Source organism: Curtobacterium sp. KBS0715 (genome assembly GCF_005938005.2).
Lineage (GTDB): Bacteria > Actinomycetota > Actinomycetes > Actinomycetales > Microbacteriaceae > Curtobacterium > Curtobacterium flaccumfaciens.
In genome coordinates, this window is the sequence record NZ_VCCA02000001.1 from 735,491 (window position 1) to 753,205 (window position 17,715).

A 17,715-nucleotide genomic window follows, 5' to 3' on the forward strand; every position below is an offset into this window, starting at 1 on the left:
ATTCGACCCGGTACGCCCGAAACCGCCCAGCCCAGCCCAGCCCCGCCACGACCCCAGCCCGCCCCACCTAGCCGAACATGATGGCGGCCTCGTCGAACCGCGCCTGCGGCACGGTCTTGAGCTCGCCGAGCGCCTCCTCGAACGAGACGTGCTCGATCTCGGTGCCCCGCAGCGCCACCATCCGGCCCCAGCGCTCCTCGACGACCGAGTCGATCGCCGCCAGCCCGAGCCGGGTCGACAGCACCCGGTCGTACGCGGTCGGCGTGCCACCGCGCTGGATGTGCCCCAGGGTCGTGGCCCGCGTCTCGATGCCCGTCATCTCCTCGATGAGGGGCGCGAGGCGCTCGCCGATGCCACCGAGTCGCGGGCGCCCGAAGGCGTCGAGTCCGCGCTCGGTGTGCGCCGTGTCCTCGTGGTCGGGGACGAAGCCCTCGGCCACCACCACGAGCGGTGCGCGACCGCGGTCGTACGCGGCCCGCACCCACTTCGCGATCTGTTCCATGCTCGTCTTCTGCTCGGGGATGAGGATCGCGTGCGCGCCCGCGGCCATGCCGGAGTGCAGCGCGATCCAGCCCACGTGCCGACCCATCACCTCGGCGACCATGCAGCGCGAGTGCGACTCACCGGTGGTGCGCAGGCGGTCCATGGCCTCGGTCGCGATGGCGACGGCGGTGTCGAAGCCGAAGGTGTAGTCGGTCGCGCCCAGGTCGTTGTCGACCGTCTTCGGCACGCCGACGATCTGCAGGCCGGCGTCGGTCAGGCGCTTCGCGGCGGCCAGGGTGCCCTCGCCGCCGATCGCGACGATCGCGTCGATCCCGTGCCGCTGCAGGGTCGCGGAGATGTTCTCGACCCCGCCGTTGGGGCCCTCGAACGGGTTGGTGCGGCTGGTGCCGAGGATCGTGCCGCCCTGCTTCGCGATGCCCTGGATGTCCTTGCGGCCGAGCGGGACGATGTCGCCGTCGACCACCCCGCGCCACCCGTCGCGGAAGCCGACGAAGTCGTGTCCGTAGATGGCGATGCCCTTCAGGACGATCGCGCGGATGACCGCGTTCAGGCCGGGGCAGTCGCCCCCGGAGGTGAGGATGCCGATGCGCATGGTGAACTTCCGTCGTCGGGTGGTGGGGATCAGTGCCCATCATGACTGACGGTGGTTCCGCATTACCATCCCCGTGTGTCCCTGCTCGCTTCCGCCGCCGTCGACGACGCTGGTGCGTCCGGTGACGCGTCTCGCGTCGACACGGTGTACCGGCCTGGAGGCGCGGTGGACGTCGCGTCGACCCTGCGGCCCCTGCAGCGCGGCTCCGGCGACCCGGCCTTCCAGGTGGTCGGCGGCGTCGTGTGGCTCGCGCTGCGCACGCCCCGTGGTCCCGCTTCCGTGGCGATCCGCCGGGCCGACGACACCATCGCCGTGTCGGCGTGGGGCAGCGGAGCCCCGTGGGCGGTCGAGCACGCCCCCGATCTGCTCGGACGCGGCGACGACTGGTCGTCGTTCGACGTCTCCGGTAACGAGTTCCTGGCCGCGGCACGACACCGGCAGCCCGGGCTCCGGCTGCTCCGCACGAACACCGTGGTCGCGATGCTCGTGCCGGCGATCATGGAGCAGAAGGTGACCTCACGCCAGGCCTGGGGTGCGTGGCGGTACCTGCTCCGTCGGCACGGCACCCCGGCGCCCGGTCCGGCACCCGCGGGCATGATGGTGCCGCCGGACGCTCCGACGTGGGCGCGGATCCCGAGCTGGGAGTGGCACCGGGCAGGCATCGAACCGGGGCGCTCGGCCACCGTGATGCGCGCCGTGAAGCTCGCGCCGGCACTCGAACGGACCCTGGTGCACGGCCGCGGCGGCGAGGTCGTGTCCACGAAGCTGCAGTCGATCCCCGGGGTCGGTCGGTGGACCGCCGCCGAGACGGCCCAGCGCTCCCACGGCGACCCGGACTCACCCAGCGTGGGGGACTTCCACGTGCCGGCGCTCGTCGGTTGGGCACTGACCGGTGCCCCCGTGGACGACGACGGGATGCTCGAGCTGCTCGAACCCTGGCGCGGGCACCGGGAGCGTGTCGTGCGGTTGATCGGCGGCTCCGGGTTCCGGAAGCCGTCGTTCGGGCCGCGGATCACGATCCAGGACCACCGGGGGCACTGAGCGCGAGCGACGGCTCGCCGGCCGTTACTGGAACACCTGGGTGAGGTCTCCGTTGCCCAAGGCGTCCACGATCCACATGACGGCGACCAGGAGCACGGGCGGCACGACGTACCCGAATTCGGACTTGACCGACGCCGCAGCGAACTTCTCGGCGCGCGCTGACGCCCGACCGGACACTGTCCCACCGACGATGCGGAGCATGTTCTGCCATTCGAGGATCTGCACGATCGCGAAGAGCACCGCGGCGAGTGCGGCCAGGAAGACCACGGTGATCTGGAGACCGCTCAGCCAGATCGCCGGGCCGTGCAGGGCGCGAGCGACTTCGATGGGGTACTCGATCGACCAGGACGAGTCGTTGCCCCTGACGCTCTCCGCGAGGGCCTGGAAGTCGCTCAGGCGATGGCTGCCCCAGGTCCGGTGCAGCGCGAACGTGGCGATGAGCACGCCCTCGACCGCGAGGACGACGACGACGATGATGATGCGGATCACCCGGCGGTCGCCGAGCACGCCGAGTCTCGCTGATCGGGCCAGCGCGACGACGAACCCGACCGCGCCGCCGACGGCCGCACCGAGCAGCAGTCCGAACGCGAGGTTCGAGTACGAGACGAAGCCGAGGGCAGCGACCAGGCCCACCGCGGCTGCGAGGATGATCGGCCCCCAGTCGCCGCCTCCTGAACTCGACTGGTTGTTCTGCGCTTGGACCGTCACGTTCTGCTGGATCGACATCCGCTGGTCGTAGAAGTGCAGGTCGCGTGCATCTCGTCCCGCCTGGACGACCGTCCCGCTGTTGTTCGTGACCTGCTGGAACGGTGATCCCGATCCACTCGCGGACTTGCCCTTGCCCTTCCCCCCGACGGCGAGGCTGAACACAGCGATGATCACGGCAGCGACCAGCGCGACGATCAGATCGGCCCCCTTGTCCGCGAGCGACACCGATCCGGTTGCAGCAACGATGCCGCCGATATTCCCCATGCTGGTATTCGTACCGGCGTCGGGAGGCGGTGTCAACCGGTCCCGACCGCGCGGCTCGTCAAAGGTCAGGGGTGGCGGGTGCCCTCGCCCGCCAGCACGGCGCGGTAGCCCTCACGGAACGTCGGGTACTGGGGCGCCCATCCCGTCGACCGGAGCAGCGCGTTCGACAGGCGCTTGTCGCCGCCGGCCTGCCGCGCGTCACCGTCGCCCGTCGACGGCTCGGCGACGTGGAGTTCGTCGGCCAGGAACCGCAGCACGTCGTCCAGCCGGCTCGGTTCGTCGTCGGTGCCCAGGTAGAGCGGTGCCGGATCCGGCAGCGCCGCCAGGTGCACGAGCGCTGCTGCGGCGTCGTCGCGGTGGATGCGGTTCGTGTGCGGTGAGGTCCCCGGCGCCAGCCGTGCGGCACCGGATCGGACCTGGTCGATGAGCCGCTCGCGGCCCGGACCGTAGACGCCCGACAGCCGGACCAGCACGGCGCCGGGAGCGCGTTCGCGCAGCAGGACCTCCGCTTCGACCAGGACCTCGGCGGTCGGGGTCGCCGCGCGCGCGGGTGTCTCCTCGGTGACCTCGCTGCCGTCCGAGACGTCGTACACGGCGGTCGAGGACACGACGAGCAGCCGGGGGTCGGCCTCCGATGCGTCGATGCCGTCGAGCACGTTGCGCAGGCCGTCGACGTAGGTGGCGCGGTACTCGTCGACGTCGCGGCTGCCGGCGGCGAAGGCCACGACGACGACGCTCGTGTCGGCCGGGATCTCGGGGACCTCGTGTCGCAGGTCGACGCTCCGGCCGGTGATCGGCGCGGGGATCAGCTCGGCGCGGCGGCGGAGTCCGATCACGTGGTGGCCCAGGCCGGCGAAGCGCAGGCCGGCTTCGGCCCCGAGGTCGCCGCATCCGGCGATGACGACTGTCGTGGAGTTCTGCACGGCTCGACCTTGGCACGGTCTCATGGTGGAAGGCGGGGAGCTTGGTGATAATGGTTCTCAACTGGGCGATCACCGTCCGGTCTTCTCGACAGGAGTTCCATGTCCCCTCGATCCCTGCGTCTCCTCCCCGCGCTCGTCCTGGCCGGGCTCGTCCCGCTCGTCGCCACGGCGATCGCCGTCCCCGCCTCGGCCGCTCCCGCCGTGACCCGGACCGCCCACCACAGCTGGCTCGTCACGGCTGACCCGACGGCGAAGCGCGTGTACGTCAACGACGCCGTCACGGGCAGGCGGACCGCCACCCTGAGCGGGATCGAGTTCGGCACCCACGCGGGTTCCGTGCAGCTCGGCCACGGCCGGATCGCGTTCATGGACGAGTCGAAGCCCCAGCTCGACGTCATGGCGATCGGTCCCCGCGGCACCGCACGGATCGCGCAGCACTACGCGATCCCGAACGCCGACGGGCGCTGGGAGCGTGCCGGATGGTTGTCGACCGACACCGCGCGCCGGCACCTGGCGGTCGGCTCCGACTTCGACGGCTCCGAGCGGCAGCGGGTCACGGTCATCGACCTGCAACGGAAGGTGGAGCGCACCGCCCGGATCGACACCTCGGCGGTGCAGCTCGCCACGACCGGCAAGCGCGGCACCGAAGAGGTCGAGACGTTCCTGGTCGGCAGCCCCCTGCGCCTGGTCGTCACCGCGGGTGGACGCCTCGACGCCTACTCCGTGTCCGCGATCATGCGCGGCGCGACCCACCCGCGCCCCGTCGCGACCACGCCCCTCGGCGCGTACCCGCACGGCCCGGTCGTCAACGCCACGGGGACGGTGATCGGCTCCGACCTGGCCGCCGGCGTGCAGACCGTCCGGGTGACGCGGACCGGCTTCACGGGCTCCCGGTCCGTCGCGTACCCGAAGCCGAGCGTGCAGAGCTACCGGCCACGCATGGCGCCGGACGGGACGACCGTGGTCGGCACCCAGGCCGGCAGCACGGCTGCGGGCACCCCGTGGAACACCGTCCCCGCGTACCTGACCACCTCGTCGACGTCCTCGAGCAGGATCCACAGCGTCGACCTCGGCACCGGGTCCTTCACCCGGGTCGCCGTCACCGCACGGTTCGCCGCCATCGCGCTGACCTCGGGCACCGGGGACTCGCTCGTCCTGGTGCGGAAGCAGGCCGACGGTGTCTACTCCGGCCGGACGACCTCGGTCCCGCTCACGCCGCTGCACAAGGGGCCCGTCGCCGGACAGTCGGCCGCCGGGGCCTCGGTGCGGTTCACCGCGGCGACCGACGACGGCCGCAGTGTGTTCGTGACGCGGGGCGACGAGGGGGAGATCACCCAGATCGACACCACCGGTGCGAAGCCCTCCGTGCTCCGCACCATCACGCTGCCGACGGCGCTCGCCGGGGGCGGGTACCTGACGACGGTCGACTCCACCGTGCGTCCGTACGACCTCAGCGGTCGCTGACCGGCCGACCTGCCGGCGGGCCGAACCGCTGACTGACCGCCCGACCAGCCGCCGACCGCCCCACGGGGTGGTCGGCGGCTAGGGTCCTGGTGTGATCGTCTGGTTGAACGGAACCCACGGGGCGGGGAAGACGACGACGAGTCGACTGCTCCAGCCGTTGCTGCCCGGTTCGCGGATCCTCGATGCCGAGAAGGTCGGCGAGGTGCTGATGGACGTCACGCCGGCGCTGCCGGCCAGCGACAACTTCCAGCACTGGGACCCGTGGCGGCCGCTCGTGGTCGAGACCGCTCGCCGGGTGCACGACTACGTGGGCGGGCCGCTCATCATGCCGATGACGGTCCTGGTCGAGGCCTACTGGCGGGAGATCGCCGCGGGGCTCGCCTCCCACGGGATCCCGGTCCGGCACTTCGTGCTGCACGTCGACGGGCCGACGCTCCGCGACCGGATCCAGAACGACCCGATCGTGGGGCCGTCGACGTTCCGGTTCGCGTACGTCGACGCCTACGCCGAGGCGGCGCGCGGCTGGCTGCATGCCGAGGCAGAGGTCATCGACGCGACCGAGGCCCCCGCCACCGAGGTCGCACGGACCGTCGCGGACGCGGTGACGTCAGCGCGCTGACAGCACGGCTCTGTCCGCCGCACGCAGCCCCGGGGTTCGCCACCGCCCGGATCATGCCGGAGACTGGTGCGGGTCGCTCACGAAGCCGCCCGCCCCACCACCAGCAAGGAAGGCTCCGCATGCCCGAGCTCCCCGTCGTGTTCGAAGTCGGCTCGATGATCGCCCTGGTCGCGATCCTGCTCGCCGACCTGCTCATCGTCGCGCGTCGCCCGCACGTGCCGACGCTGCGCGAATCCGGCATCTGGGTGGGCATCTACGTCGGGCTCGCACTGATCTTCGCGGTGCTCATGCTGGTCTTCGCCGGTGGCGACTCCGCCGGGCAGTTCCTGGCGGGCTGGTTGACCGAGTACAGCCTGAGCATCGACAACCTGTTCGTCTTCGTCATCATCATGGCGCGCTTCTCGGTGCCGAAGAAGATCCAGCAGGAGGTGCTGCTGCTCGGCATCATCATCGCGCTCGTGCTCCGCGGGATCTTCATCCTGGTCGGCGCGCAGCTCATCGAGAACTTCTCGTGGATCTTCTACATCTTCGGCGCCTGGCTGATCTGGACGGCGATCCAGCAGCTCCGCGGCGAGGACGAGGACGACCAGAAGGACACCTTCATCGTCCGGCTGCTCCGCCGCCGGGTCCGTCTCACCGACACGTACGACGGCATGAAGTTCCGCACCCACCACGACGGTGTCCGGCACTTCACGCCGCTGCTCATCGTGCTCATCGCGATCGGCACCACCGACCTGCTGTTCGCGCTCGACTCGATCCCGGCGATCTTCGGCATCACCGAGAGCCCCTTCATCGTGTTCACCGCGAACGTCTTCGCGCTGATGGGTCTGCGCCAGCTCTACTTCCTGCTGGGCGGACTGCTCGAGCGTCTGGTCTACCTGAAGTACGGCATCGCCGTGATCCTGGCCTTCATCGGCGTGAAGCTCGTCCTGCACGCGCTGCACGACAACGAGCTGCCGTTCCTGAACGGCGGCCACCACATCGAGTGGGCGCCGGAGATCAACACGTGGGTGTCCCTGCTGGTGATCGTCGCCGCGATGGCCGTGTCGACGCTGGCGAGCCTCGTCCGGATGCGCGGCGAGACCCCGGCCGCCGACGCCGTGACCGCGGACGACACAGCGGCGGACGATGACCGGGCCGACCAGGACCGCGCCGACCAGGACCGCGCCCGCACCTCCGACTGAAATCCGTTTGAACGATCCGCCCGGCCGTCTCGTCGTCTGGGTATGGCACTCCGCAAACGCACCAAGGTCATCATCGGGATCTCCGCCGGCGTCGTCGTCGTGGCGGCAGCAGCCGTCATCGCCTGCCCCGTCATCTACGCGAACACCGTCAACGGCCAGGCCGCCGCAGCACCCTCGCTGTCGGCGTCCTCGTCCGGCACCCTCGACGCGAAGGACGCCGACGGCACCTGGACCAGCACGAGCAGCTCGTACGCCGGGTACCGGGTGCACGAGGTCCTGCAGGGGAATGATGTGAACGTGGTCGGTCGCACGAAGGACGTCAAGGGCACCGCCGTCGTCGACGGCGGCTCCCTCACCAAGGCGACCGTCACCGTCCAGGTCGGCAAGATCAGCACCCCCGAAGCAGCCCGCGACGAGTACTTCCGCTCCACCGCGCTGCAGACCGACAAGTACCCCACTGCCACGTTCGAGCTGACGAAGCCCGTCGACGTCACGAAGGCGCTCGACGGCTCCACGCAGGACGTCACCCTGACCGGCACGATGGACCTGCACGGCGTCGAGAAGCCGGTCACGGCCGACGCGCAGGTCGCGGTCGGCAAGGGCGGGACCGTCCAGGTCGCCGGCACCGTGCCGATCACGTTCGCCGACTACGGCGTGAAGGCCCCCTCGCTCGGCTTCGTCACCGTGGACGGGAAGGGCTCCGTCGAGTTCTCCCTCGACCTCGGGAAGTGACCGTGACGAGTCGTTCCGCGGACGAGCTGCTCGCGACGCTGTACCGCGAGCACGGTGACGCGCTCACGCGGTACGTCCGGCACCTCACGCGGGACGGCTCGACGGTCGAGGACGTCGTGCAGGAGACGATGGTCCGCGCCTGGCAGCGTCCGGCCGTGCTCGAACGGGCACCCGACAGCGCACGCGCGTGGCTGTTCACGGTGGCGCGCAACCTGGTGGTCGACGACGCGCGGTCGGCGCGCAACCGCCGCGAGCACGGCACCGAGCACCAGGTCGAACGGATCGAGTCGGACAGCACGGACGCCGTGCTGGACCGGATCGTGGTCGCCGACGCACTCGCGTCGCTGACCCCGGACCACCGCCGCGTGGTGGTGGACGCGTACTGGCTCGGCCACACGGTGCCGGAGATCGCGCGGCGACACGACATCCCGGAGGGCACCGCCAAGTCGCGGTTGCACTACGGGCTGCGAGCCCTCCGGCTCGCACTGCAGGAACGAGGAGTGACCCGATGAGCGACGACAAGTACGCGGAGTGGGATGCGGCGTACGTCCTGGGGTCGCTCCCGGCCGGTGAACGACTGGAGTACGAGCGGCACCTCGAGACGTGCGACCGCTGTGCGGCCGCCGTCGCCGAGCTGGTCGGTCTGCCGGGGCTGCTCGGCAAGCTGCCGGCCGACCAGGCGATCGAGATCGCAGAACCGGACGGGAGGCCCGACACCCGTTCCGAGAGCGACCTCGCCTCCGTCGCGCACCGCGTCCGACACCGTCGCCGCCGTCGCCGGGTCTGGGTCGCCGCCACCGCGGGGCTCGCGGTGGTCGCCGCCGTCCTGGGCGGGCTCGCGGTCGGTGCCGCGGGGGAGCGCACCACGGTGCAGGCCGGTGCCGCTCCGACGGCAGCTGCCTCCGCCGACCGCTACGACATGACCGGGGTGCAGGGACTCGACGTCCAGCTCGCCATCAGCGGCGAGCAGTGGGGCACCCGCTTCGACTGGGGGTGCTCGTACGGCGGCAAGGAGTGGTCGCCGGACGGGTCGATCCTCTACGACCTGGTGGTCGTCCGGACCGACGGCACGACGCAGACCGTGGGGTCGTGGACTGCTGCCGGCGCGGACGCACGAGGGCTGTCGGCGTCGACGGACATCCCGCGGGACGACATCAAGAGCGTGCAGGTCCGGCTGCGCGGTGAGCGCGGCGCGCTCGCCGTCGTCACGCTCTAGCCGACGTCGGCCTCGTCCGAGGCGTCGTCGGGGCCGATGGCCTCCTGGACGCGCGCACTGACGGACCGCAGCGTCTCGGCGTCGGTCCCCACGGGCCTCCAGAACAGGTCCTCGAGCGCACCGGTGTGCGCGCGGATGCCGGCGAGCACCGCGCGACGGCCGTCCGCGGTCATCACCACCCAGCTGCCGCGGGCGTCGCTCGGGCAGTCCGCCCGCTCGACCAGGCCGCGGGAGACCATCCGCGTGACCTGGTGGCTGACGCGAGACTTCTCCCAGCCGATGCCCGCGGCGATGTCCCGGACGCGCAGACGGTGGTCCGGGTCGCGGTGCAGGCCGATCAGGATCTCGAACTCGGGGACGGAGATGCCGGCGCCCGCCTGGACGGCTCGGTCGAGCGCCCGGTCGAGTCGTCGCCAGGCGTCGTGGTACGCGTCCCAGGTGACCCAGTCGTGGCCACCGTTGCCCTCCGTCGACATGCCGACCAGCGTATCCACCGGGCGGACGGTCGGTCCGCCCAGCGACCCCTTTCATCCGCTCGGATGACTCCTGGCCGACGTACGGCGTGCTCCGAGGTCGCGTCGGACGTGCGGCATACGATCGGGGGATGCCGAGTGCTCGCCTCCAGGACACCACCGATGACGCCGTCGCGCTCGTGCGCCGGTGGCTGGCGGCGTCCGCCGGGGCGAAGCCCGACCCGGGTGCGGTCCGTCTGGCCGAGGTCCTGCGCGACGAGCAGGGCCTCGACTTCACCCGGGGTTTCGTGGACAAGGTCGTCCGCCCCGAAGACCCCCGCGTGGCGGCACGGAACCTCGAGCAGCTGAGCCGTGACGTCCCCGACTTCCTCGCCTGGTACCTGCGCGGGGCGGTGACGCTCGGCGGTGGGTTCGCCACCATGGCACCGTGGGCCGTGATCCCGACCGCACGTCGGATCCTGCGCCGGATGACCGGGCACCTGGTCATCGACGCGAGCACGAGCAAGCTCGGCCCGGCCCTCGCCAAGGTCCGCGGTCCGGGCACCCGACTGAACGTGAACCTGCTCGGCGAAGCCGTCCTCGGCAGTGCCGAGAGCGATCGACGCCTGCAGGGCACCATGGACCTGCTCGCCCGCGACGACGTCGACCACGTGTCGATCAAGGTGAGCTCCGTCGTGCCGCAGACCTCGCCGTGGGCCTTCGACCAGACGGTCGAGCGCGTCGTCGACCGACTCGTCCCGCTCTACCGCCTGGCCGCGGCGCCGACGGCCTCCGGACGCCCCGCCAAGTTCATCAACCTCGACATCGAGGAGTACCGCGACCTCGACGTCACCCTCGCCGTGTTCCGGGCGCTGCTCGACCGTGACGAGTTCGCCGACCTGCAGGCCGGCATCGTGCTGCAGGCCTACCTGCCCGACGCCGCGGGAGCGCTCGACGCGCTGACCGAGTGGGCACAGGAACGCCGGGCACGCGGCGGTGCCCCGATCACGGTGCGGCTCGTCAAGGGCGCGAACCTCGCCATGGAGCACGTCGACGCGATCCTGCACGGGTGGCCCCTCGCCACCTGGGGCAGCAAGCGCGAGACCGACACCGCCTACCTCCGGATGCTCGACACCGCACTGACGCCGGAGCGCACCGACGCCGTGCGGATCGGGGTCGCCGGACACAACCTGTTCGACCTCGCCACCGCGTGGGTGCTCGCGCAGCGCCGAGGGGTCACCGACGCCGTCGACGTCGAGATGCTGCTGGGCATGGCGTCCACCCACGCCCAGGCCGTCCGGGCCGACGTCGGGCAGGTCCTGCTCTACACGCCCGTCGTGCAGCCGGACGAGTTCGACTCGGCCATCGCGTACCTCGCCCGGCGCCTGCAGGAGAGCGCGAGCCCCGAGAACTTCATCGCCGCCGCAGCCGACATCGACCACGACGCCAGCGTCTTCGAGCGGGAGCACAGCCGGTTCCTGGCGTCCGTCGCCGCACTCGACGAGCCCGTCCCCGCCAGCCACCGCACGCAGGACCGCCACCGTGCCCTCGGCGAACCGGTCCTGCGCGACGCGTTCCGCAACGCCCCCGACACCGACCCGTCCGTCGCCGCGAACCGGGCCTGGGCGCTCGACGTCCTGCGCCGGGTGCCGCGCTCGCAGCTCGGCGCACAGACCATCCGCGGCGCGAAGGTCGCCGACCGGTCCAAGCTCGAGCGGATCATGGCGCGGACCGCCCAGGCCGGCGTGAACTGGGGGCGGCAGGACCCGTCCGACCGTGCCGAGCTCCTCGACCTCATCGGGCACGAACTCGAGACCCGCCGCGCCGACCTGATCGAGGTGATGGCCGCCGAGACGGGCACGACCTTCGCCGAGGCCGATGCCGAGGTGACCGAGGCCGTCGACGCCGCCCACTACTACGCCGAGAGCGCCCGCCGCCTCGGTGACGTCGAGGGCGCGCAGTTCGTGCCGCCGCGGCTGATCGTCGTCGTGCCGCCGTGGAGCTCCCCGGTCGCGATCCCCGCCGGTGGCGTGCTGGCGGCGCTCGCCGCGGGCAGCGGTGTCGTGCTCAAGCCCGCGCCCGAGGCGAAGCGTTCCGGTGCCGTGTTCGCCGACGTGCTCTGGGACGCCGGGGTGCCGCACTCGCTGCTGCAGCTCGTCGACCTGGCCGAGGACGAACTCGGCCGCGACCTCATCGGCCACCCCACGGTCGACCGCATCATCCTGACCGGCTCGTCGGACACCGCCCGCTCGTTCCGCTGGTGGCGTGCCGGACTGCCGCTCACCGCCGAGACGAGCGGCAAGAACGCCATCGTCGTCACGCCGAGCGCCGACCTCGACCTGGCGGTGCAGGACATCGTGCAGTCCGCCTTCGGGCACGCCGGACAGCAGTGCTCGGCGGCGTCCCTCGTGATCCTGGTCGGGTCCGTGGGTGAGAGCGAGCGCTTCCAGCGGCAGCTCGTCGACGCCACCCGCACGCTCCGGGTCGCGTGGCCGGACGACCCCACGGCGCAGGTCGGCCCGCTCATCGCCGAACCGCAGGGCACGCTCCGCCAGGGACTGACCGAGCTCGGGCCGGGGGAGTCCTGGCTCGTGCAACCCGAGGCGGTCGACGACTCCGGCCGGCTCTGGTCGCCGGGCATCCGGGACGGCGTCCGACCCGGCAGCGACTTCCACCAGACCGTGCACTCCGGCCCGGTGCTCGGCATCATGCGCGCCGAGACCCTCGAGCAGGCGATCGCCATCCAGAACGGCACCGACTTCGGGCTGGCGGCGGGCATCCACTCGCTCGACGTCGACGAGGTGTCCGAGTGGCTGGCCCGGGTCCACGCCGGCAACCTGTCCGTCAACCGCGGCATCACCGGTGCCGTCGTGGGGCGCCAGCCGTTCGGTGGCTGGAAGGGTTCTTCGGTCGGCACCGGCACCAAGGCCGGCGGCCCGATGTACGTCGCGACCCTCGGCCGCTGGCAGCCCACACCCCGGACCGTGCACAAGAGCATCCAGCTGCACGGCCTGCCCCCACGCGTCACCGCGGTGATCGAGGCCGCGCGCAGCGGGCTGTCGTTCGAGGAGTTCGACCGTGTCCGCGCCGGAGCCCTGAGCGACGTGCATGCACGAGAGACGCTCTTCCGGTCGCGGGACCTGTCCGGGCTCGTGGTGCAGCGGAACGTGCTGCGCCACCGACCCCAGTCCGTCATCGTGCGCCAGGCCGAGGACGCCTCGACCGTGGACCTCGTCCGGACGCTCGTCGCCGCGACCTCGGCACGCGCGCACATCCTGCTCAGCACGGCTCGGCCGCTGCCGGGCCCGCTCACGCAGCTGCTCGCGTCGAACCGGTCCCCGCTCGACGTCGTCGACCACCTGGTCGAGTCCGACCAGGAGTTCCACGCCCGCGCGTCGTCGGGAGCCGTGTTCCTGGCGGACTGGTCCACCGACCAGGACGACCAGCCGGTCGACGCGCTCGAGGCCGTGTTGTCGCAGGGGCAGGACCGGCCGGCCCACACGGCGTTCGGTGGTCCCGGTGCCCGGATCCGGTTGCTCGGCGGTGACCCGCTCGCCCTCGAAGAAGCCCTGGGCGCGAGCATCGACGTCGCGATCCACGACGCCCCCGTGGTCGAGGCCGGCGTGATCGAGATGCTGCCGTACCTGCGCGAGCAGTCGGTGTCGATCACCGCGCACCGGTTCGGTGACGTCGACAGCGACTTCTCCGAGCTGCGCGTCTAGGCGCTGCGCGCGTCGCGAGCGTTCCGCTTCGCGCGTTCCGCTTCGTGCGTTCCGCTTCGTGAGCAGAAGAGGTCGGGTTCCCAGACGGGACCCGACCTCTTCTGCTCACGAACTGACTCGAGGATCAGTCCTCGGCGTCACCCGCGTCTTCGTCCTCGACGCCGGTCTCGTCCATGCGGTCGCGCAGGTGGTCCGCCATCGCGCCGGCGCCCTCGCCGGCGTGGTCGTGGTCGACCTGCTCGATCAGGCCCTGCAGCTTCTCGTGGTTCGTGGCATCGGTGGCACCGTCCATGACGGGCTCGGTCTGCTCGTTGTCGCTCATGCTCCGGACGCTACGCCGCGGTTGCTGCGGAACGGTAGTGGAGCTCGACCGCCCCGCCGTCGAACTGCGTGGTGCCGACGAGCTCGAACACCGGGGTCGGTGCGGCGACCGGCAGCAGGGGCGCTCCGCCGCCGAGTGCGACCGGCATCACGGTGACCCGCAGCTCGTCGAGGATGCCCGCCTGCTGGTACTGCGCCGCGAGCAGTCCGCCGCCGACGACCCAGACGTCACGCCCGGCGGCCTCGCGCTCGAGGTCGGCCTGGTGGTCGCCGACCTCGCCCGAGACGAAACGCACGTCGACGCCGTCGGGCACCGGCAGGTCTCGGGTCGTGAACACCCACGTCGCCAGGTCCGGGTACGCCCACGTGTCGTCGTGCTCGAGCAGCCACTCGTACGTCGTCGACCCCATCGCGATCGCCCCGACGCCGGCGAAGAACCGGTCGTGGTGCTCCTGGAACGGCTCGAAACCGAACTGCAGCAGCCAGTCGAGGTCGTCGTCGGGCGCAGCGACGAAGCCGTCCAGCGAGGACGCGACGGAGTAGATCGTGCTCATGACGGGGACGCTACCGAGCACCCCCGACAGGAGTCAGCGACGACCGCCGCGACCGACGACCGCTGCCTCGGCGACCGCGAGCACCGCGGCGATCCAGAGCTGGTCGACCGCGAACCGGCGTCGACGCGGATCGGCGACGGCCAGCGGCACCATCGTCACGCCGTGCAGGGCGTCCACGACGGCGCTCAGGGTGTGCGCGTTGCCGGAACCAGCCCGCGCGACGAGCGCAGCCTGTGCGAGCTGACGGACCCCGAGCACGCCGTGCAGCACGGCCTGGTCCGACCCTCGGGCCGCACGGCTCAGGTGCCACAGGCCGAGCCCGGCACGCGCCAGCTCGACGACGGCTGCCCCGTCACCGGCGGACGACCGGCGGCTCATCGTCGGCGTCCCGCGACGAGTGCAGCGGCACCGGCCGCACCGAGCACCGCCCCGATGATGCCGTTGCCGACCCGGCGGTGCTCCACCCACCAGGTCTGCGGCGACCAGGCATGCGCTGACTCGTCGAAGACCCCGTGCGCGCCGTGGTCGCCCGGAACCGGCTCGTACAGGTTGTCCCGCATCTCGAGGCCGTCCTTGTCCGGTGCCTGCTGCCCGTCGACCAGGGTCTTGGCGGCGTACCAGTCGGCGAAGCGTCCGCTGATCCGGTTGCCGAGGATCGTGTAGACCGTCGACTCGCCCACCCAGGTGCGGCTGCGCGGTCGTTCGGCCACGGCGGCGATGGCGCGGGCGCCGACCTCGGGCTGGTAGATCGGGGCGACCGGCTGCGGGTGGTGCGGCAGCTTCGACTTCACCCACTGGAACTGGATCGTGTTGAGGGCCGGCATGTCCACGCGGGACACCTTGACCTTGCTGCCCTGTTCGCGCAGCTCGGAGACGACGGACTCGGTGAACCCGACGATCGCGTGCTTCGCGCCGCAGTACGCGGCCTGCAGCGGGATCCCCCGGAACCCGAGCGCCGAACCGACCTGGATCACGTGCCCACGACCGCGGGGGACCATCCGCGACAGCGCCGACCGGGTGCCGTTCACGAAGCCGAGGTAGGTCACGTGCAGCGCGCGCTCGAAGTCCTCCGGGGCGGTGTCGAGGAACTTCCCGAACACCCCGACCATCACGCCGTTCACCCACAGGTCGATCGGTCCGAGCTCCCGCTCGACGCGGTCGGCCGCGGCCTCGACGGCGTCGCGGTCGGAGACGTCGGCGACCAGGGCCAGCCCGCGTCGCCCGGCTGCCTCGACCTCGGCGACGGCGGCGTCGACGCCCTCCTGCCCGCGGGCCAGGACGGCCACGTCCCACCCCCGTGCGGCGAGCTCCCGGACGGTCGCCCGTCCCAGTCCTGCGGATCCACCGGTCACCACTGCCACTCGAGTCATGGCTCCCTTGTACCTGCGGTCGACCGTGCACCACTCAGCCGCTGTCCCCCGACGTTGCCGTAGCCGTGCCTCAGCGCCCCCGACCGAACCGCGTCGTGACCCCCGGCGAGTAGAGCACCGAGTCCGGCTCGAGCTCGGTCAGCCCGAAGGGCAGCCCCGCCGCTCCGACCAGGTCGTCCCGCAGCGACACCACCGAGGCCCGGTGCAACGGCCACGACTCGTGCTCGTTCGGCCAGAACCGCGTCCGCCCCGCCCGGTGCACGTGCATGCCCCACCGAGCCGTCAGGAACGTCTCGAGCGGCCCCGGCTCGTCGAGCACCTCGCCCACACGGACGTCGAGCATCGACCGCAGGTGGGTGCCGTGCCGCCGCATCGCGTACCCCACTCGGCCGTCACCGCTGCGCGACTCCGCGATCGCCCACCGGTACGGCAGTCCGGTCGCGACGCGTGCGCCGATGGTCGGCAGGAGCTTGCCGGCGTCGAGCGACAGGAACACCACCCCGCGCTGCCCCTGCTCGTCGACCGTGTAGACGCGGACGTTCAGCTCGACGAAGTCGCCGATGCTCCCGGTCGAGAACGGCGGGAACCGGGTGTCCTCGAACCGGAACGCGATGAGGCCCACCCAGGTGGTCACCCCGTCGTCGGTGCCGTCGAGCGCCATCGTGTCGGGCCGCGTGCCGGCCGGCAGCAGCGGGGCCACCGCCGACACGTCGACGCGCCAGTGCACGAAGACGACGTCGAGCCAGTCCTGCGAGATCCAGGGGCGGCCCGGCAGGCCGGGGGCGACGGCCTGGAGGCCCGGGGTGCTCTGGGTGGGTCGGGTGTCGGTCACGATGTGGTCGCCTCCGGTTCGATGTGGGCTGCGACGGGTGCGTCGTCCCACCCGCGCTGCGGGGTGTCGCAGGTGCCGCGGAACACGTACTGCGAGGGACGCTTCCGCTCGCTCGACGTCCAGTCGATGGCCGGCCGTCGTCGTTCCGGGGGCAGGTACCCGATCCGGTAGACGGCCATCAGCTCGAGCGACTCGGGCACGCGGAGCAGTCCCTCGATCTCCTCCCACGCGCCGGGGGTCTCCATCGGGAAGGACACGAACTGGATCCCCAGGCCGAGCTCGGTCGTCGCGAGCCAGATGTTCTCCATCGCCGCGCCCATGCTGAACACCGAGTAGAAGCCGGACAGCTCCTCCTTCCGGTACTCGTGGCGGTCGAGCATCACGCCGAGCAGCAGCGGTGACCCGGCGACGAGCTTCCGGTTCTCCTCACCCAGGGTCTGCGGCACCCGGAGCGTGTTCATGAGCAGCTGCCCGCGCTTCGTGAACACCTGCTTCGTGAACGGCCGCAGCGGCCCGGGGAGCTTGTCGAACAGCATGCCGTCGCGCCGCTCGTCCATCTCGGCCTTGGAGAACCGGAAGTACGGCTTGTACCGCTCGAAGAACGTGCCCTCGGCCATGGTGCGGGTCATCGAGCTGCCGCTGATCTCGGCGACGCGGTCGATCGTCTGGCGTTCCTCGATCAGCACGAAGCGCCACGGCTGGCTGTTGAGCTGGGACGGCGCCCGGCCGGCGAGCTCCATGAGCAGCCGCTGGTGCTCGTCCGACACCGGATCGGGCAGGAACGGCCCGTTCGTCGTGCGTCGTCGTCGGATGGCCTCGAACAGCTCCACTGCTCACCTCTCTGATCGCCTGCGTGCGAGCACGGCCCCCAGGTAGGACGGTGCGGCGGCGACCGCGACCCTCCAGTGTGCTCCGGAGCGCGGGTTCGTGCGTGGAGCGACCGCCAGGGGCACGAGTGCCGGCAGCAGGAACAGTGCGGTTCGGTCGCGCGTCCACGCGGGGGTCGTCGCGGCGACGCCGGTCAGGGTCGCGGTCACGACGAACAGGCCGTGGTGCACGACGCGGAGCTTCTTCGTGCGGATCAGCCGCACGGCGACCGCGGTGCCCCACAGGCAGTTCGCGACGTAGGCGACGCTCGCAGCGGTGACCAGCTGCCGGGCCGGGCGCGATCCCGTGGGTGCCGAGTCGCGCCTCCAGACCGTCTTCCGTCCCATGCG

At 71.7% G+C, this 17,715-nt stretch carries 19 protein-coding genes; 8 read left to right on the top strand and 11 right to left on the bottom strand.

Annotated elements, in window-relative coordinates; genetic code table 11:
- Nucleotides 1–67: 67 nt before the first annotated feature.
- Nucleotides 68–1,096, bottom strand: a complete 1,029-nt coding sequence (locus FFG40_RS03630) for a 6-phosphofructokinase (RefSeq protein ID WP_111022389.1) — start codon at nt 1,094–1,096, stop codon at nt 68–70.
- 75 nt (nt 1,097–1,171) lie between these two features.
- On the opposite strand from FFG40_RS03630, the gene FFG40_RS03635 reads away from it, so the two are divergent.
- Nucleotides 1,172–2,137 (top strand): DNA-3-methyladenine glycosylase, encoded by a 966-nt coding sequence (locus FFG40_RS03635; RefSeq protein ID WP_138802282.1) that lies wholly within the window; start codon nt 1,172–1,174, stop codon nt 2,135–2,137.
- A gap of 24 nt (nt 2,138–2,161) precedes the next feature.
- On the opposite strand, the gene FFG40_RS03640 is transcribed toward FFG40_RS03635, so the two are convergent.
- Complete coding sequence (locus tag FFG40_RS03640; protein ID WP_138802283.1) at nt 2,162–3,109, bottom strand: hypothetical protein; 948 nt, start codon at nt 3,107–3,109, stop codon at nt 2,162–2,164.
- 65 nt (nt 3,110–3,174) lie between these two features.
- Nucleotides 3,175–4,032, bottom strand: coding sequence for an NAD-dependent epimerase/dehydratase family protein (locus tag FFG40_RS03645; RefSeq protein ID WP_138802284.1), 858 nt, complete (start codon nt 4,030–4,032; stop codon nt 3,175–3,177).
- A 99-nt stretch (nt 4,033–4,131) separates the two neighbouring features.
- On the opposite strand from FFG40_RS03645, the gene FFG40_RS03650 reads away from it, so the two are divergent.
- The 6 genes from FFG40_RS03650 (at nt 4,132) to FFG40_RS03675 (ending at nt 9,247) form a co-directional block, all read left to right on the top strand.
- A complete protein-coding gene (locus FFG40_RS03650) occupies nt 4,132–5,496 on the top strand; it encodes a hypothetical protein (protein WP_138802285.1) in 1,365 nt (454 codons plus the stop codon).
- A gap of 91 nt (nt 5,497–5,587) precedes the next feature.
- Entirely contained in the window at nt 5,588–6,115 is a 528-nt protein-coding gene (locus FFG40_RS03655; RefSeq protein ID WP_138802286.1) for an AAA family ATPase, read from the top strand.
- A gap of 119 nt (nt 6,116–6,234) precedes the next feature.
- Nucleotides 6,235–7,299: a TerC family protein gene (locus tag FFG40_RS03660; RefSeq protein ID WP_138802287.1), complete on the top strand. Its 1,065-nt coding sequence runs from the start codon at nt 6,235–6,237 to the stop codon at nt 7,297–7,299.
- A 42-nt stretch (nt 7,300–7,341) separates the two neighbouring features.
- A complete protein-coding gene (locus FFG40_RS03665; protein WP_138802288.1) occupies nt 7,342–8,031 on the top strand; it encodes a YceI family protein in 690 nt (229 codons plus the stop codon).
- Nucleotides 8,028–8,543 (top strand): sigma-70 family RNA polymerase sigma factor, encoded by a 516-nt coding sequence (locus tag FFG40_RS03670; RefSeq protein ID WP_071245305.1) that lies wholly within the window; start codon nt 8,028–8,030, stop codon nt 8,541–8,543. Before FFG40_RS03665 ends, FFG40_RS03670 begins: the two co-directional genes overlap by 4 nt.
- A complete protein-coding gene (locus FFG40_RS03675) occupies nt 8,540–9,247 on the top strand; it encodes a zf-HC2 domain-containing protein (protein ID WP_138802289.1) in 708 nt (235 codons plus the stop codon). The genes FFG40_RS03670 and FFG40_RS03675 overlap by 4 nt, the downstream gene beginning before the upstream one ends.
- Here the strand turns inward: FFG40_RS03675 and FFG40_RS03680 are convergent.
- Nucleotides 9,244–9,723, bottom strand: coding sequence for a MarR family winged helix-turn-helix transcriptional regulator (locus FFG40_RS03680; RefSeq protein WP_138802290.1), 480 nt, complete (start codon nt 9,721–9,723; stop codon nt 9,244–9,246). The genes FFG40_RS03675 and FFG40_RS03680 overlap by 4 nt on opposite strands.
- A gap of 128 nt (nt 9,724–9,851) precedes the next feature.
- Between FFG40_RS03680 and FFG40_RS03685 the strand changes: the two genes are divergently transcribed.
- Entirely contained in the window at nt 9,852–13,421 is a 3,570-nt protein-coding gene (locus FFG40_RS03685) for a bifunctional proline dehydrogenase/L-glutamate gamma-semialdehyde dehydrogenase (RefSeq protein WP_138802291.1), read from the top strand.
- A gap of 124 nt (nt 13,422–13,545) precedes the next feature.
- Here the strand turns inward: FFG40_RS03685 and FFG40_RS03690 are convergent, their stop codons facing one another.
- The 7 genes from FFG40_RS03690 to FFG40_RS03720 form a co-directional block, all read right to left on the bottom strand.
- Nucleotides 13,546–13,743: a hypothetical protein gene (locus FFG40_RS03690; protein ID WP_035809337.1), complete on the bottom strand. Its 198-nt coding sequence runs from the start codon at nt 13,741–13,743 to the stop codon at nt 13,546–13,548.
- Nucleotides 13,744–13,753: 10 nt separating this feature from the next.
- Nucleotides 13,754–14,296, bottom strand: a complete 543-nt coding sequence (locus FFG40_RS03695; protein ID WP_138802292.1) for a dihydrofolate reductase family protein — start codon at nt 14,294–14,296, stop codon at nt 13,754–13,756.
- Nucleotides 14,297–14,329: 33 nt separating this feature from the next.
- Entirely contained in the window at nt 14,330–14,674 is a 345-nt protein-coding gene (locus FFG40_RS03700) for a hypothetical protein (RefSeq protein ID WP_138802293.1), read from the bottom strand.
- The gene (locus tag FFG40_RS03705) at nt 14,671–15,666 is read right to left on the bottom strand and encodes an SDR family oxidoreductase (RefSeq protein WP_027467045.1); all 996 of its coding nucleotides are present in this window, start codon (nt 15,664–15,666) and stop codon (nt 14,671–14,673) included. The genes FFG40_RS03700 and FFG40_RS03705 overlap by 4 nt, the downstream gene beginning before the upstream one ends.
- 70 nt (nt 15,667–15,736) lie before the next feature.
- Nucleotides 15,737–16,498: a YqjF family protein gene (locus FFG40_RS03710; protein ID WP_196783350.1), complete on the bottom strand. Its 762-nt coding sequence runs from the start codon at nt 16,496–16,498 to the stop codon at nt 15,737–15,739.
- Nucleotides 16,495–17,328, bottom strand: coding sequence for a nitroreductase family protein (locus FFG40_RS03715; RefSeq protein WP_027467047.1), 834 nt, complete (start codon nt 17,326–17,328; stop codon nt 16,495–16,497). The genes FFG40_RS03710 and FFG40_RS03715 overlap by 4 nt, the downstream gene beginning before the upstream one ends.
- 3 nt (nt 17,329–17,331) lie before the next feature.
- Complete coding sequence (locus tag FFG40_RS03720) at nt 17,332–17,712, bottom strand: hypothetical protein (protein ID WP_111234288.1); 381 nt, start codon at nt 17,710–17,712, stop codon at nt 17,332–17,334.
- Between the last annotated feature and the right edge of the window lie 3 nt (nt 17,713–17,715).